This window comes from Acidaminococcus sp. AM33-14BH (genome assembly GCF_003603525.1).
GTDB lineage: Bacteria > Bacillota > Negativicutes > Acidaminococcales > Acidaminococcaceae > Acidaminococcus > Acidaminococcus intestini.
The window spans coordinates 1-15883 of record NZ_QTNG01000006.1 but is presented as its reverse complement, the minus strand read 5'-3'; the positions used below and the strand labels follow the sequence as shown (position 1 = coordinate 15883).

The 15883-nt window shown below is 51.1% G+C and carries 12 protein-coding genes and 5 tRNA genes; all 17 read left to right on the top strand.

Translation table 11 applies throughout. The features are described 5' to 3' along the window. Positions 1-160 precede the first annotated feature (160 nt). Positions 161-1783, top strand: a complete 1623-nt coding sequence (locus DW817_RS05570) for a hypothetical protein (protein ID WP_022227162.1) — start codon at positions 161-163, stop codon at positions 1781-1783. A gap of 123 nt (positions 1784-1906) precedes the next feature. Then, entirely contained in the window at positions 1907-3067 is a 1161-nt protein-coding gene (locus DW817_RS05565; RefSeq protein ID WP_009015189.1) for an efflux RND transporter periplasmic adaptor subunit, read from the top strand. 16 nt (positions 3068-3083) lie between these two features. Beyond that, positions 3084-6221: an efflux RND transporter permease subunit gene (locus DW817_RS05560; RefSeq protein WP_120111418.1), complete on the top strand. Its 3138-nt coding sequence runs from the start codon at positions 3084-3086 to the stop codon at positions 6219-6221. 159 nt (positions 6222-6380) lie between these two features. Continuing rightward, a complete protein-coding gene (locus tag DW817_RS05555) occupies positions 6381-8111 on the top strand; it encodes an ABC transporter ATP-binding protein/permease (protein ID WP_120111415.1) in 1731 nt (576 codons plus the stop codon). Between the two features lie 48 nt (positions 8112-8159). After that, positions 8160-9503 (top strand): sodium:alanine symporter family protein, encoded by a 1344-nt coding sequence (locus tag DW817_RS05550; protein ID WP_014129086.1) that lies wholly within the window; start codon positions 8160-8162, stop codon positions 9501-9503. A gap of 171 nt (positions 9504-9674) precedes the next feature. Next, positions 9675-10859 (top strand): FprA family A-type flavoprotein, encoded by a 1185-nt coding sequence (locus DW817_RS05545; protein ID WP_009015193.1) that lies wholly within the window; start codon positions 9675-9677, stop codon positions 10857-10859. 88 nt (positions 10860-10947) lie between these two features. Further along, on the top strand, positions 10948-11697 hold the full coding sequence (gene rlmB / locus DW817_RS05540) for a 23S rRNA (guanosine(2251)-2'-O)-methyltransferase RlmB (protein WP_120111412.1): 750 nt from the start codon (positions 10948-10950) through the stop codon (positions 11695-11697). A gap of 12 nt (positions 11698-11709) precedes the next feature. Then, positions 11710-12408 carry an RNA polymerase sporulation sigma factor SigH gene (gene sigH, locus DW817_RS05535; protein WP_009015195.1) on the top strand — a complete coding sequence of 233 codons (699 nt, stop codon included), beginning with the start codon at positions 11710-11712 and terminating at the stop codon, positions 12406-12408. A gap of 171 nt (positions 12409-12579) precedes the next feature. Beyond that, positions 12580-13041 (top strand): BREX-3 system P-loop-containing protein BrxF, encoded by a 462-nt coding sequence (brxF, locus tag DW817_RS05530; protein WP_021736741.1) that lies wholly within the window; start codon positions 12580-12582, stop codon positions 13039-13041. Positions 13042-13053: 12 nt separating this feature from the next. Beyond that, positions 13054-14154, top strand: a complete 1101-nt coding sequence (locus tag DW817_RS05525) for a 6-phosphofructokinase (RefSeq protein ID WP_120111410.1) — start codon at positions 13054-13056, stop codon at positions 14152-14154. A 188-nt stretch (positions 14155-14342) separates the two neighbouring features. Then, on the top strand, positions 14343-15146 hold the full coding sequence (locus DW817_RS05520) for an undecaprenyl-diphosphate phosphatase (RefSeq protein ID WP_120111408.1): 804 nt from the start codon (positions 14343-14345) through the stop codon (positions 15144-15146). Between the two features lie 141 nt (positions 15147-15287). Continuing rightward, positions 15288-15363: transfer RNA gene (locus DW817_RS05515), tRNA-Thr, on the top strand. Between the two features lie 23 nt (positions 15364-15386). Continuing rightward, a tRNA-Tyr gene (locus DW817_RS05510) sits at positions 15387-15471 on the top strand. A 4-nt stretch (positions 15472-15475) separates the two neighbouring features. Beyond that, positions 15476-15551, top strand: a tRNA-Met gene (locus DW817_RS05505). Between the two features lie 3 nt (positions 15552-15554). Continuing rightward, positions 15555-15630: transfer RNA gene (locus DW817_RS05500), tRNA-Thr, on the top strand. 5 nt (positions 15631-15635) lie between these two features. After that, positions 15636-15712 (top strand) — tRNA-Met (locus DW817_RS05495). 79 nt (positions 15713-15791) lie between these two features. Then, positions 15792-15883, top strand: a 92-nt coding sequence (locus DW817_RS05490; RefSeq protein ID WP_018294844.1) for a GTP-binding protein, incomplete at its 3' end; no start/stop codon positions are given.

Sequence of the window (15883 nt, the reverse complement as noted above, 5' to 3'; positions counted from 1 at the left end):
TTTTTTAAAAAAACAGACGCCCCCTTGCAGAAAGAAAAATATGGCCGTGCCCGTGCTTTTCTGTGAGGCCTATAGTATAATGAGAAAATAAGTGTTCATAATAGATCAATCATCAAGAATTTGACTTTTTCTTCTACATCGCAGAGGAGGTTTTATTGATATGAATTGCAGGAAACATACCTTTGTTACCATGGTCCTTGCAGGACTTTTGGGAATGCCCGCCCTTTGGGGGGAAGCAGCCTCTCCTAAAGGAAAAGCACCTCTTCCGGAAGCCGCCCGTACAGCGGCTGAGGGGTGGAGCCAAAAGGAAGCCGCCAAAAAGGGAACCGCACCTGTAGAGGGAAAGACCAATCAAAAAAATCTGTCAGCTCCCATCAGCAATGTGCCTGTCAAGCCTCCTTTCAAGAAGGCGGTCCGTGAAGTGGAACTCAAGCTTCAGCGCGGCCAGCTCATCAGCGAAGCCATTGGAGATGTCGACGGCGATGGGAAGGAAGAGGTTGTGGATCTTTTAGGCAATCCCGTTGTTGAAAAATCCTCTTTTATGGGGGACCTTTATATTGTTGTCAAGGAAGTCGGGAAAAAGGATGTGAAATATTTCATCCGGCCCCAAAACCTAGGCGGTTATGATCCCTATCTCATGCTGGCTGATGTGACCGGCAGCGGCGCACCCAATGTCATCGTAGCGGCTCCTACGGGCGGCACGAGCGGTATGGTGGATTTCCGTATCCTTGATTTTACCGGGAAGAAACCGGATGAAATCTTTACCGCTGCCGATAACCGGGGTGTCCAGATTGTAGGAACCTATCTTGACGGTTATCGGGCCCGCCTCCAGTTCCCTAATCTGCCCGGGAAGATGCAGGAAGTCGTCGTCGATCTTTCCCGCAATGAAGATGCCTACCACACACTGAACGTCTTTGATGAAACGGGCCGTGTCCTTCCTTCCGGTCAGCGGCCTTACGCTCAGGGCATCAGTGAACTCATTCCCATGGATACGGATGGCGATGGGGTGGATGCCCTCATTACGACGCAGAAGGTCATTGGTGCTGTTCAGGCCGCGCCCATTGGCTATGTGAGGACCTTGTGGGCTTATCGGGCCGGTACGTGGCAGGTCCAAGATGTTTCCTTCAGGACCGAGCTCTATACGAAACCGGCTTATCAGACAAGTGACCGCGTCAAGGGCAAATCAGGATATGAAATCATCCCTCTGCCTCTTGATACCCCTGTGGGCAATCTCTATTATCCTCATTTCCAAAAGTTCGATGCAAAACTTGCTTGGAAAATGAACCATGCTATGGAAATGTTCTATCGCAGCAAGATCCGCGATGCCAGCTTTGGAAGTAGGCTCCATCTTTCCTATGATGTGAAGTACGCAGGGAAAAACTATGCCAGTATCCTCGTCATGGGTCTTTACTCCGACCATGAGATGAATGAACCCATCATCCAAGGTTTCAATTTTGATTTGCGGACCGGGGAAGCGGTGGAACTTAAGGATCTTGTCCGGCCTGCGGGCAAGTTCTGGACCATGGTTCGCAATGAAGCCCAAGCGTCCGGGGTTTCCCTCACGGAAAAAGACGTGAAAGGATTCTACTATGATGGTGCCGTGTTGGGACTGTTTTATGGCGACAACAGGGAATTTGATCTGGAAGAAGACAAGGTATTGCCTTTCATGATCAAGAATCGTCTTGAAGAAGAATTTTTGACTAGCCAGTCAAAAGAAGAAAAAGAAAGAAATGCCGAGAAAAAAGAAGAACGGAAAGTAAAAACAACAGAATCCGAGATTTGAAGGGACCCTCTTCATAGGGTATAATGTATAGGAATTTTTGTCGATTCAGTTTACTTTCCCTTGCTGGAAGTGCCTCTTTAGGGGCACTTCCTTCAGCAAGGAAGGATTTTAGGAGGAGTTTCAATGCTAGGAAAAAAGAAAGCCATGGCTCTAGGGCTGGCACTTCTCGTTGCCTTGGGAGCTGCCGGCTGCAGCAAGAAAACAGCCGCTCCTGGTGGCGCTGTCAAGGTCAAGGTCATGCAGGCCATCAAGCGTGATACACCGCTGACCTATGAGTACACCGGTTTTGTTGAAGCAAAGGATCAGGTTTCCATTAAGTCAAAAGTCACAGGAACCATTATCAAGAAGTATGTCAATGGCGGCGATTATGTTGAAGCCGGACAGCTTCTTTACGAAATCGATCCTCGGGCCTATGAAGCCAATGTGCTCAATGCTCAGGCCAATCTAGCCAATGCCCAGGCTTCCCTTGCCAATGCCCAGCGTGATGCAGCCCGTTACCAGAGCCTTTACGAAGAAGGAGCTGTTTCCAAACAGACAGCAGACCAGTACAATACGGCGCTTGAACAGGCTCAGGCCAGCGTCAATGCGTACCAGGCCCTTGTGACAAGTTCCCAGGTAAACGTCAGCGATACAAAAATCGTAGCTCCCTTTGCAGGGAAAATCGATACGAATACACTGGCTGAAGGGGAATTTGTAACGGCCAACTCCACCGTCCTTACGACCCTTTCCAACAGCGATCCCATGCGGGTGCGTTTTTCCGTTTCCGAAAGTGATTACCTTGATATGTTGAAGGGCAATACGGACAACGGCAATCAGCTGCGTGACATTACGCTGACCCTCGCCGATGGATCTACTTATGCCTATAAGGGATATGTCGATCAGGTCGACCGTTCCGTCAGTGATTCAACGGGTACCTTGACTTTGAAGGCACTCTTCCAGAATCCGGATCATCTGCTCCTTCCTGGTATGTTTGCCAATGTTTCCGTTGTGGGTTCGACGGAACCTGGAGCCATCCTTGTTCCTCAGCGGGCTGTTACGGATCTGCTCTATAAGCATTATGTCTATGTCGTCAATGCTGACAACAGCGTTTCTATGAAGGAAGTCCAACTTGGCGCCCGCATTGGCCGTTTGTGGCTCGTCAAGAGCGGTCTTGACGGTACGGAAACTGTTGTGGTTGAAGGCGTACAGAAACTAAATAAGGACAGTAAGGTTGATCCCGTAACCATGACGGAAGATGAACTCGACACGTCGAGTGATTCTTCCAGCGCTGGGAGCGCAAGCTGACAAGGAGGTCTAGGAAGTGGCAAAATTCTTTATTGAACATCCTGTTTTTGCCTGCGTTATCTCCATCATCATCGCCCTTGTCGGTTCCATTTCCGCCGTCAGTCTCCCTGTTGCCCAGTATCCGCAGATTTCCAACCCCCGTATTTCCGTATCAACGAACTACGTTGGTGCCAACGCTGAGGTTGTAGAGCAGACGGTTGCCCAGGCAATTGAAAAAGAAGTCAACGGCGTTGACAACATGGTCGACATGCGTTCCACCAGTGATAACGATGGGAACTACACCCTTGATATCAAGTTCGATCTCGGTACGGATGATGACATGGATATGGTCAAGGTCCAGAACCGCGTGGCCCAGGCCAATGCGTCCTTGCCGAGCGAAGTAACAAGCTATGGCGTAACGACCAGTAAGCAGGCAGAAGAGACCATCATGTATTTCTCCCTGTTGTCGCCGAATGGGACTTATGATGAACTCTTTCTTAAAAACTATGGCACGACGCAGTTCGTCGATGCCTTGAAACGTGTGGATGGGGTTTCCGAAGTCAACGAATATGGTCCGGACCTGTCCCTGCGTGTTTGGCTCGATCCGATGAAGATGGCCCAAAATGGCCTTACGGCCGCCGATGTCAAGTCGGCCATTACCAGCCAGAACATTCAGGCACCGGTTGGTTCCATCGGGGCCCGTCCTACAGAAAACGATCAGGAATTCCAGTATTCCGCCCGTCTGCAGGGCCGACTCAAGACGGAAGAGGAATTTGGCAATATTGTTCTAAAAAACAACAATGGACAGCTGCTCCATCTGCGTGACATTGCCCGCGTCGAGTATGGCAAGCGCAGTGACGGGGTTGTTGGCCGGTTGGATGGGATTCCTGCCATGCAGTACGCCATCCAGCTGAACTCCGATGCCAACTCCTTGGAATCGGTTGCTGCCATCAAGAAAGTCCTTGAGGAAGCGGAAAAGAACTTCCCACCGGACATGAAGATTGAAATCGTTCAGGATAATACGGAATACGTTAAGGAATCCCTGAAGGAAGTCGGGGTGACCTTCATTGAAACCCTGCTCCTTGTTGTCCTTATTACCTGGATCTTCCTCCAGAGCTGGCGGGCCACGCTGATTCCGGTCCTTGCCATTCCGGTTTCCCTTTTGGGAACTTTTACTTCCTTCTATATCTTTGGCTTTACCATCAACACCTTGACGTTGTTTGCTTTGGTGCTGGCCATTGGTATCGTCGTCGATGACGCCATCGTTGTTGTCGAAGCCGTTGAATATAACGTCGATGAAATGGGCATGAGTCCAAAGGAAGCCACTTTCGCCGCTATGCGCAGCGTATCGGGCGCTATTGTGGCAACGGCTTTCGTGCTCCTTGCTGTATTCCTGCCAGTATCCTTTATGGGCGGGGCAACGGGCGTTCTGTATAAACAGTTCGCTCTTACCATCGTGGTCGCCCTGTCCCTTTCCGCTGTCGTTGCCATGAGTTTGTCACCAGCTGTCAGCGCGCTTGTCATCAAGCCGAAAAAGGACCTCAAGAAAGCTACGGGGCCGATTGGGAAACTCTTTGATGTATTTAACCGCGCCCTTGAATGGGCGACGGAAAAATATGTCGGCCTTTCGAAAAAACTGTTGAGCCATTATAAAGTAGGGCTTGCCGGCATGCTCGTTGTCTTCTGCCTGATTGGGTTCTTCTTCAAGATGATCCCGACGGCTTACGTGCCGGATGAAGACCAGTCCTTCATGCTGGTGTCGGCTTCTCTGCCAGCGGCTGCTTCTACGAACCGGTCCATGGCCTTTACGGAATCCTTCGGAGCCAAGATTGCTGAGATTCCCGGCGTCCGTCACGTCATGCAGATCATCGGTATCGATGTCCTGTCCTCGACGCGTCAGCCAAACGGGGTCCTCATCCCGGTTAAGCTCAATGACATTGGGGATCGTGAAGGCAAGAACGGTCAGTCGGTCCAGGAAATCATCAATAAGGTAGCGGCGATGGGTGCCGATGCACCGGAAGCCACGGTGCGCGCCTTCAACATGGCTGTCCTGCCGGGCATGAGCAATACGGGTAACCTCAGCCTTTACATCATGGATACGGTCGGTAAGGACACCAGCGAAATGACTCAGGATGTTAATAAGCTCCTTGGTCTCATTAACCAGCGTCCGGAAGTCGGAATGGCCTATACGACATTTTCCGATAACACGCCATCCATTGAGTTCCATCTCGACCGCGAAAAGGCAGAAAGTCTCAATATCCCTGTTTCCAACGTAACAACGGCCCTTCAGGCAAACCTCGGCGGCAGTGAAGTCAACGACTTCAACCTCTTGGGGAAAACCTGGAAAGTCGTCATCCAGGCAGATAAGAAATATCGTGCCGATACGAAACAGCTTTCCAATATCTTTGTGAAAAATACTTCAGGTGACCTGATTCCGCTGTCTGCCATCGTAACCTCGCAGGAAATTCAGGCACCGCCGGTTATTACGCGTTTCAATAACGCCCGCGGCGCTAAGATTGCCGGCAGTCCGGCAACGGGTTATTCCACCGGTGACGCCATGAGTGCCATCGATGAAGTCCTGAAACAGAATCTTCCAAGCGGCTACACCTATGAATGGGTTGACCAGAGCCGTGACGAACGAGATGCAGGGTCCTCGTCCTACATGATCTTTGCCGTGTCCCTGATTTTCGTTTACCTTTGCTTGTCCGCTCTTTATGAATCCTGGTCCCTGCCCCTTGGCATCATCTTTGGTGTGCCGACGGCGGTCATGGGCTGCGTCGGATTCCAGTATCTGCGTGGACTGTCTGCCGATATCTACATGCAGATCGGGATGATTGTGCTCATTGGTCTGTCGGCCAAGAACTCCATCCTGATCGTAGAATACGCAAAGATGCGTGTCGATAATGGCCGTGCTATCCTGCCGGCTCTGATTGATACGGTCAAGGTTCGTCTGCGCCCGATTCTTATGACGGCGTTCTCAACGGTCATTGGTGCTGTGCCCCTTGCGTGGGCCTCCGGCGCTGGATCCGGGTCCCGTATCTCCATTGGTACGGCCATCATCGGGGGGATGATGAGTTCCACGCTCCTTTCTATCTTCCTCGTACCGGTCCTCTTCCTTGTCATTGAAATGATCTTCCATCCGGATATCCCCGTGGGTTCTGTCGATGACGAATAAGTTTGTCCTGTCCCTTGCTTTCTTTGAGGAAGCAGGGGACTTTTTTTAAAAGGAAAACGTTTTTTATGATAATAAGAAAATAATTCGAGAAAAGGCTTTATTTTTATATTTTAAAGGATTATAATACCAATATTCGTAATAGTGTAAGGAGACGAACACGTGAAAAAAACAAACGTAACTATTAAACTACTCCATCAAGTTTGGGACCTTACGAAAAGCTATTGGAAAAGCGAGGAAAAAAAGAAGGCCTATGGCCTTCTTTTAGCCATCGTCGTCCTCAATCTGGGCGTTGTCTTTGTTCTTGTCCTATTGAATGAATGGAACAATTCTTTTTATACGGCGCTCCAGGATTACGCTGTGGATGAGATTTTTCACCAACTCTGGCGGTTTACCATCCTTGCTTTTAGCTATATCATCCTTGCTGTCTATGCCTATTATCTGCAGCAGACCCTCATTGTGAACTGGCGCCGCTGGCTGACAAGACGGTATGTGGAGGAGTGGCTGTCTGCCAAGACCTATTACCGGCTCGAAATGTTCGGGAAGGATATGGATAATCCCGACCAGCGCATCAGCGAAGATGTGTCACTTTTTGTGACACGGACCCTCAGTCTTGCCATTGGCCTGATGAAAGCCATCTGTACGCTCCTTTCCTTTATTGTAATTTTGTGGAACCTTTCAGGACCTTTTGCCGTTTCAATCCTAGGAAAAGAGATTTCCATCCCCGGATATATGGTTTGGGTTGCCATCTGCTATGCGGGTCTGGGAACCTTCTTGATCCATAAGGTCGGTCACCGGCTGGTGAATCTTAATTTTGTTCAGCAACGCTATGAAGCCGATTTCCGCTTCAGTATGATGCGTCTTAGGGAAAATGCTGAAAGTGTAGCTTTCTACCATGGGGAACCCCACGAAAAAAGTGTTTTTCTGGAACGGTTTCGCGTCCTTTTGGAAAATTTTTGGAAGATTGTCAAAAAGCAAAAACAGTTGGTATGGCTTAATTCGGGGTATTCCCAGATTGCCATCATCTTTCCTTTTGTGGTGGCCATCCCGCGCTATCTGAGACGGGAACTGACCTTGGGCGGCCTGATGCAGGTCGCGACTGCTTTTGGACGCGTGCAGGATTCCCTATCCTATTTTGTCGATGCCTATGCAACGCTTGCCGAATGGCAGGCGGTTGTGGACCGCTTGACGAGTTTCCGCACCCATTTGGAGGCTGCAGGGATGACAAAGACACAGAACCAGGTCACTCGCACGGTAGGGGACGAAGGAAGGTTGGTCCTGGATCAGTTTGAAGTGGACCTTCCAAGCGGCTCGCCAATCCTAAAGCCCCTGACAATGACCGTTCAAGCAGGCACCCATATCCTTATCCGTGGCACGAGCGGCAGCGGCAAGAGTACTTTCCTGAGGGCTCTTGCCGGCATCTGGCCATTTGCCAAGGGAAAGGTCACCCTTGCCCCGCAGAACCGTCTTATGTTTATCCCCCAGCGACCTTATCTGCCGCTGGGAACGCTTCGGGAAGCTATTGTTTACCCGGGCACTCGGCAGATCTCTGATGACAGGCTCCGCGCCCTCATGGAGGATTGCCGGATTGGCTATCTGGCCAACCACCTTGACGAGGAAGCCGATTGGACCCATGTCTTTTCCGTGGGCGAACAGCAGCGCCTTGCCTTTGTAAGGGCACTCATTTATGAACCAGCTTGGCTCTTCATGGATGAATCAACATCCGCCCTTGACGAGGAGACAGAAAAGGCCATGTATGAACTTCTTCTGTCCCGCCTTGCCCGGACAACGCTGATCAGTGTGGGACATCGCAGCACCCTTGTCACCTATCATACGGCAGCACTTACTTTACATAAGGAAACGAAGGAAGCGTTTCTCGAACCTCTCCCCTAAAAAGGGAGGGGGCTGCACTCATCTATCTATTTTATTGGAGGGGAAGTCATGAACATTGAACTTTTGAACAGCATCGACAGCTTTGTCTGGGGACCGCCGCTCCTGGTCCTGCTTGTAGGGACGGGGATTTTCCTCACCTTGCGGCTGGGCTTCCTGCAGGTTTCCCGCCTGCCCAAGGCCCTGCAACTCATCTTCAAGGCGGAAAACGCCGGCGAAGGTGACATTGACAGTTTCAAGGCCCTGTGTACAGCCCTTGCAGCCACCGTTGGTACGGGGAATATCGTCGGTGTCGCGACAGCTGTTAAAGCAGGCGGTCCGGGAGCCATCTTCTGGATGTGGATTGCCGCCTTCTTTGGTATGGCAACAAAATACGCGGAAGGTGTTCTTGCTGTCAAATACCGCACGGTCGACGCCAAAGGTCAGATTTCTGGCGGCCCGATGTACTACATTGAGCTGGGTCTGGGGAAAAAGTACAAACCCCTTGCCATAGCCTTCGCTTTCTTTGGAATCCTTGTTGCTTACTTTGGTATCGGGACCTTTGCCCAGGTGAATTCCATCGTTGACATTACCCAGCTCAACGCGGGGATTCCTGTTGCTGGCACAGCGGCCATCCTGACCATCGCTGTTGCTGCTGTAACCTTGGGCGGACTGCAGAGCATTGCTGCCGCTGCAAGCCGGATTGTACCGGCCATGGCCATCCTTTACATGTTGTCTACCATAGGCATCCTGGTTATGTTCCATGACCTGATTCCCATGGCCATCGGGGAAATCTTCCGTGATGCTTTTACGCCGACGGCTGCCCAAGGCGGGTTCCTCGGAGCCACTGTGCTCTTTGCCATGAGAAATGGGATTGCCCGCGGCGTCTTTTCCAATGAATCGGGTCTTGGGTCCGCACCGATCGTTGCGGCTGCCGCTAAGACGGACTGGCCGGCTGAACAGGGGCTGATTTCCATGACGGGAACCTTTATCGATACCATCATCATCTGCACCATGACAGGACTTACGATTGTCATTGGCGGGCTCTGGACTGGGGACCTTAACGGTGCGGCCCTTACCAACGCAACCTTCCTCAAGGCCTATCCGCAGATGGGTGGCTATCTCCTGATGGTCGGCTTGGTCCTGTTCGCGTTTACCACCATCTTGGGATGGAACTACTATGGTGAACGCTGCGTTGAATACCTATTTGGCGTCAAGGGCATCATGCCTTATCGCATTATTTTCATCATCCTCATTGGCCTCGGCGCTTTCTTGAAGCTGGAAGCCATCTGGATCTTGGCTGACATCGTAAATGGTCTCATGGCGATTCCAAACTTGATTGCCCTCCTGGGACTGTCCGGTGCTGTCGTGGCTGAAACAAAACGTTATTTTGCCCATCTGAAGGAAACGGCCTGATGGGGCACTAAAAAGGGGAGAAGGGAGCCTTACGAGCTTTCTTCTTCCTTTTTCTTATGAAAGGGCATCATGGCCGATAAAATTTTATTCCCTGAAATTGTTTTTATGGGAAAGTCATAGTATAATAACTTAGATATAGATATAACTAACCGATACGGAGGGGTGTAAACCATGAAACCGGAAGAAATTTCCAAAGATATTTTTGATGTGGGCATCCGCGATTGGACCTGCTCTGATTTCCACGGCTTTGCGACACCACGGGGCGTTACCTATAACTCGTTCCTTATCATGGATGAGAAAGTTTGCCTCATCGACGGCGTCAAGGCCCCTTTTGCAGAACGCCAGCTTTATAAAATCAGTGAAGTCGTCGATCCCCAGAAGGTCGATTACATTGTCGTAAACCATGTGGAACCGGACCACTCCGGCTCACTTCCGCTGCTTGCCCAGAAATGCCCGAATGCCACGTTCCTCATTACGCCTCAGGGCGCCACGGAACTAAAGGAACACTACGGCGATATCTTCAACTGCCAGATCGTGAAGAAGGGGGAAAGCATCAGCCTTGGGAAACGGAGCCTGACCTTTGTTCCCATCCCCATGGTCCACTGGCCTGATTCCATGGTGACCTACTGCCCGGAAGAAGAAATCCTCTTTTCCAGCGATGCTTTCGGTCAGCATTACTGCTGCTCCAAGCGCTTTGATGACGAGACGGAAGTCGAGAACATGTTCTATGAAGCGCAGCGCTACTATGCCAACATCCTGACCCCGTTCCGGAAACTCATCCCGAACGCGGTAAAGGCCGTGCGGGGTCTCAAGCTTCGCATGATCTGCTCCTGCCACGGCAGCATTTGGCGCAGCCATATCGAAGAGATCCTGAAGCTTTATGAAGACTGGAGCCTGGGGAAGGCCCTTGACCGCATCATCATTGTCTATGACACCATGTGGGGCGGCACGGCTGCCATGGCAACGGCCATCATGGATGGCATCCAAGCCCAGGGGATGCGTGTTAAACTGTACCGCTATACGAGCGAGCAGAAAGCCGCCATCATGAGCGATGTCCTGACGGCAAAGGCTATCCTTGTTGGTTCTCCGACGCAGAACTGCGTGATGATGCCGACCATGGGTGCTTTCATGATGTACCTCAAAGGCATGAAGCTGACGGATAAGAAGGCTGCTGCTTTTGGAACCTATGGCTGGGCCGGCGGTGCGGAAAAGGAACTGGAAGACGCGATCACGGCAAGCGGGATGGAGCTTCTGCCTGGCTATACCTGCAAGTGGCGCCCCCTGCCGGAAGAAATCAAGGCTGCTGAAAAGTTTGGCTATGAATTTGCTGAAAAGATTGCTGCGTCCAGCAAGTAATCCTTTCGGTCTGTAAGAAGTAAGAAGGAGCTGAAACCATGATGACAATGATTTCAGCTCCTTTGTTTTCCTAGGAAAAGGAGCCGTTATGTCCGATATCATTGCTGGCCGCAATGCCGTCAGGGAAGCCCTGCGCGGCACGCGGCCCATTCAAAAAGTCCTGGTCCTTGAAAGCGGCCATGGGGGAAGCTTCGAAGAAATCCTTTCCCTCTGTGCCAAGCGCCATGTGGCGGTGGAACGCGTCAATAAGGAGCGCCTGGACCGCTTAAGCCCTGACGTGCGTCATCAAGGCGTCGTGGCCGTTGGCTCTGCTGTCGCATTTCGGGATCTTGATGAGGTCCTGGAAGGGGTGGCCCAAAAGGGAAAAGTCCCTTTTTTGCTCCTTCTCGATGAACTGCAGGATCCTCAGAACATTGGTGCCCTTATCCGCTCGGCCAATGCCGCCGGTGTCGATGCTGTCATTGTTCCCCAGCGTCGCAGTGCTCCTTTGGGGGCGGTTGTGGCAAAGATTTCAGCCGGTGCCTTGGAACATGAACCCGTCGTTTCCGTGACCAATCTTGTCCGGACCATGAAAGACCTGAAAAAGCGCGGATTTTGGATTGTTGGTGCTGATATGGATGGCAAGGACCTTTATTTCGATGCCGATCTGACCGGACCTTTGGTCCTTGTTGTCGGTGCCGAGGGCAAAGGCGTAGGGCGTCTTGTGAAGGAAAACTGTGATTTTCTTGTCCGCATCCCCATGCTGGGACAGGTCCAGTCCCTGAATGCTTCCGTTGCAGGCGGCATCCTCTTATATGAAATTACAAGGCAGCGCATCATCAGTGCCCGCAAGGCGTAAGGAGGCGATGGGATGGCCAAGGAACCGGCTGCAGTGAGCCCTTCCGATGAGGTCCTTTTAAAAAGGATCCAGGAGGAAGGGGACGGGAAAGCCCAGGATATCCTGCTTGCTCGCTATAAGGAACTGGTGAAAAAAAAGACGTCCCTTTACTATATGGCTGGTGCGGAGCGGGATGATATCGTCCAGGAAGGGATGATTGGCCTATTTAAAGCCATCCGCGATTATCGCTTTGACCAAAAGGCGTCCTTTAAGGTGTTTGCCGAGCTGTGCATCAACCGACAGATCATTTCTGCCATCAAGGGGGCCAATCGGCAGAAGCACCGGCCGCTTAATTCCTACGTTTCACTCGATAAGCCTTTTTATGATGACGGCAAGGAACGGACCTTGATGGATATGCTTGGTGGCAGCCGCAGCGTTGACCCGGAAAACCTCATCGTAGACCAGGAGGCTTTCAAGGATATTGAAAAGAACGTCTTAGCCATGCTGAGCGCCATGGAGTGGGAAACCTTGTGCGCGTATCTTGACAACAAAAGTTATCAGGAGATTGCCAGCGAGATGGAACGCAGTACAAAGTCCATCGACAACGCGCTCCAGCGGGTAAAACGCAAATTGGAGAAGTTCCTTTCAACAAGGGAAAATGAACTCGACCTTGCCACGCTCAACAAGGGGCTCCTCCTCATGGCCGCCAAGGAGCACCTGCTCCACAAATAAGGAAACAGGTGGCTGAAAGAGATTGAACCATATGATACAATATGGACAGCAAAGGCAGAAAAAAGAGAATTTCCGCACCACTTTAAAGGAAAACGCTGGCATATCGGCGAAATAAGATGGCAAGAGAATGAAAAGCAATGGGTGCACCATTTTATAAGGAGGGCGATTCGCATGAGTCAATTTGATGAATTCCTGAAAGAAGTAGAAGGCCTGGCAGAAAAAGAAATCAAGGTCCTTGTTGTGACGGGCAAACCGGGCAGCGGTAAGAGCAAGGTCCTGCGTGAAGCAGCCGAAACAAAGGGGTGGGATTATATTGATACCCGTCTGCTTATTACGGAAGATTTCCTGAAGCTTCTTCCCAGTGAAAGACGCGTCAACGCGCCGGAAGTCCTGAAAAATGAACTTCTTAGCCATCATGGCGATGTGGTCATGTTGGATCGAATCCAGACCCTTTTTATCCCTGTCTTCAATATCGATCCCAAGAGCGTCCTCGATGAACTGGGGCGCGCCTTTACAGTGGTCATTGCTTGGCCGGGATATGTGAAGGATGGGCTCCTTTGCTATGATAAATTTGACGGGACCGAATCCATCCGTATCAGCGCGGCTGACTACACCCTCTGGACGGTAGAATAAGAGGGGCTCCTTATGGCAGAAAAAAGAGGAACCCTGGCAGTCCTTACGGGAGGCGGTGACTGCCCTGGCCTCAATGCCGTCATCCGTGCCGTCGTGAAGACGGCCGTGACCCATGGCAATGAGATCTATGGCATTCGCAACGGCTTCCATGGGCTTATCCAGGATGATATGAAAAAAATGTCCATGGCGGATGTATCGGGTATCCTGCCGCGCGGCGGGACGGTACTTGGTACAACAAACAGGGATAATCCTTTCCATTATGCGGCTGGTGAAGATGCAGCAGGCAATGTCATTTATGAGGACCGGCGCGATGATGTCGTAAGAAACCTCAACGCCCATGGCATCGAGTGCCTCATTGTCATTGGCGGCGATGGAAGCCTCAAGATTGGCTATGACCTGCACCGTTTCTGCGGGGTCAATGTCGTCGGCGTTCCCAAGACCATTGATAATGACCTGCCGGGGACGGAGCGAACCTTTGGTTTTGACACAGCGATGGCGATGGCTACAGAGGCATTGGACCGCCTTCATACCACGGCAGAATCCCATCACCGCGTCATGGTCCTTGAAGTCATGGGGCGCTATGCGGGGTGGATTGCCCTTCATTCCGGCCTTGCCGGCGGAGCGGATGTAATCTTGATCCCGGAAATCCCCTACCGGATCGAGTCTGTCATTGAGAAGGTCAAGGCCCGTCAGGCTCAAGGAAAGCAATTTAGTATCATTGTTGTTGCCGAAGGGTCCAAACCAGTGGGCGGTAAGATGACGGTCGCCCGTCTCGTGAAAAATAGCTTTGAACAGGTGCGCCTGGGCGGCGTGGGCAATAAACTTGCCGACGAAATCGAGGCGAAGACGGGTATCGAAGCTCGCTGTACGATCTTGGGCTATCTCCAGCGCGGCGGTTCGCCGACTGCCTTTGACCGTGTCCTGTCGACTCGTTATGGCTCGGCTGCCGTGGAAGCCTGCCTTGCCGGGGCCTATAATGTGATGGTTGCCCTGTCCAGTGGGGAGATTGTCCGCATCCCAATAGAAGAAGTAGCGGGAAAACCTCATCAGGTACCGCTTGATTCGGATCTTATCAGGGCAGGGAGGAACCTTGGGATTTCCTTTGGGGATTGACCTCAATGAAAAGAGCTGCAGTGCATGTTGGCAGCTCTTTTTTTCATGCTTGAAAGGGATGAAAAAAAGGCTGTGGAGGCCCTCATAATGTTTTGAGAAAGTTTAAAGTTTGGCTCTTTCTTTCACCGGGGGAAAGGGGTATAATGGCAACATTGCACGATAAGAATTAACTTTTTGGAGGAAAAATCATGAGCGATATGCTAAGTGCCCTGATTCTTGGGATTGTGGAAGGTCTTACGGAATTTCTCCCTGTTTCATCAACGGGGCATATGATCATTGTAGGACACATGATCGGTTTTGATGGCAATCTGGCCAAGATCTTTGATGTTGTCATCCAGTTAGGGGCCATCCTTTCTGTCCTCGTCCTTTATCGCGGACGTTTTGCCCGTTTCTTCACCAAAGAAGGTTGGCAGCTGGGAAAAGGGCTGAGTGCCTATCATGTTCTTGCAGGGTGCATCCCTACCATGGCGTTCGCTCTCCTCGTCCATTCCTTTATCAAAAAATATCTCTTTTCTCCCTTTACGGTTGCCATTGGCCTTGTTTTAGGGGCCCTCCTAATGATGGCTGCGGAGCGAAAGATCCGCGGTCATGAGGCCGAACTGGTCCAGGATGTGGACCATATTTCCTTGAAGCAGGCGCTTTATATTGGTTTCTATCAGTTCCTTTCCCTTTGGCCGGGCTTTTCGCGCAGCGGTTCTACTATTGGTGGGGCCTTGTTAGTAGGGGTCAGCCGCAAAGCCGGGGCGGATTTCACCTTTATCATGGCCCTTCCGATCATGGTGGCAGCCTGCCTCTATGAACTCCTGAAAAATCTTTCGGCCCTTTCCAGCGGCGATTTTGCCATCCTTGGCCTGGGATTTGCCGTGGCTTTTGCAGTTGCCTATTTTTCCATCCTCTGGTTCATTGGGTTCCTGAACCGGTCGACACTTAAATCCTTTGCCGTCTACCGCATTTTGCTCGCCCTCTTTACCCTTTGGTATTTCTACTGCTGAGAAAAGGTATGGATCGATTGCCGTTAAAACCAGATGGGATGCCAGTTTTAAAAGGTTTGTAAAAAAAGAAACGAATTTTTTAAAAGCGGCTTGACATTTCCTTCTTCATCCGGTATAATTCTCTACGTTACGGATTCAGAGGCTGGCATAGCTCAATAGGTAGAGCAACTGACTTGTAATCAGTAGGTTGAGGGTTCAATTCCTTTTGCCAGCTCCAATTTATTCGTAATGACAATCCGTGGAGGGATTCCCGAGTGGTTAAAGGGAGCAGACTGTAAATCTGCCGCCTCTGGCTTCGAAGGTTCGAATCCTTCTCCCTCCACCAATATCGCGGGGTGGAGCAGTTGGTAGCTCGTCGGGCTCATAACCCGAAGGTCGTTGGTTCAAGTCCAGCCCCCGCAACCATATGCTGATGTAGCTCAGTCGGTAGAGCGTATCCTTGGTAAGGATAAGGTCACCAGTCCGATTCTGGTCATCAGCTCCACTCATGGCGGCGTAGCTCAGTTGGCTAGAGCAGTCGGTTCATACCCGGCCTGTCCGCGGTTCAAATCCGTGCGCCGCTACCATAGTTTAGTCAGCCCCGTTTCTAGCGGGGCTCTTTTAAAATCTTTTCAAAAACCAAGCATAGCGTTGGGAGGTAATCAAATGGCTAAAGAGAAATTTGAAAGAACAAAACCCCATGTCAACATTGGTACCATTGGTCACGTTGACCATGGCAAGACGACCCTGACCGCTGC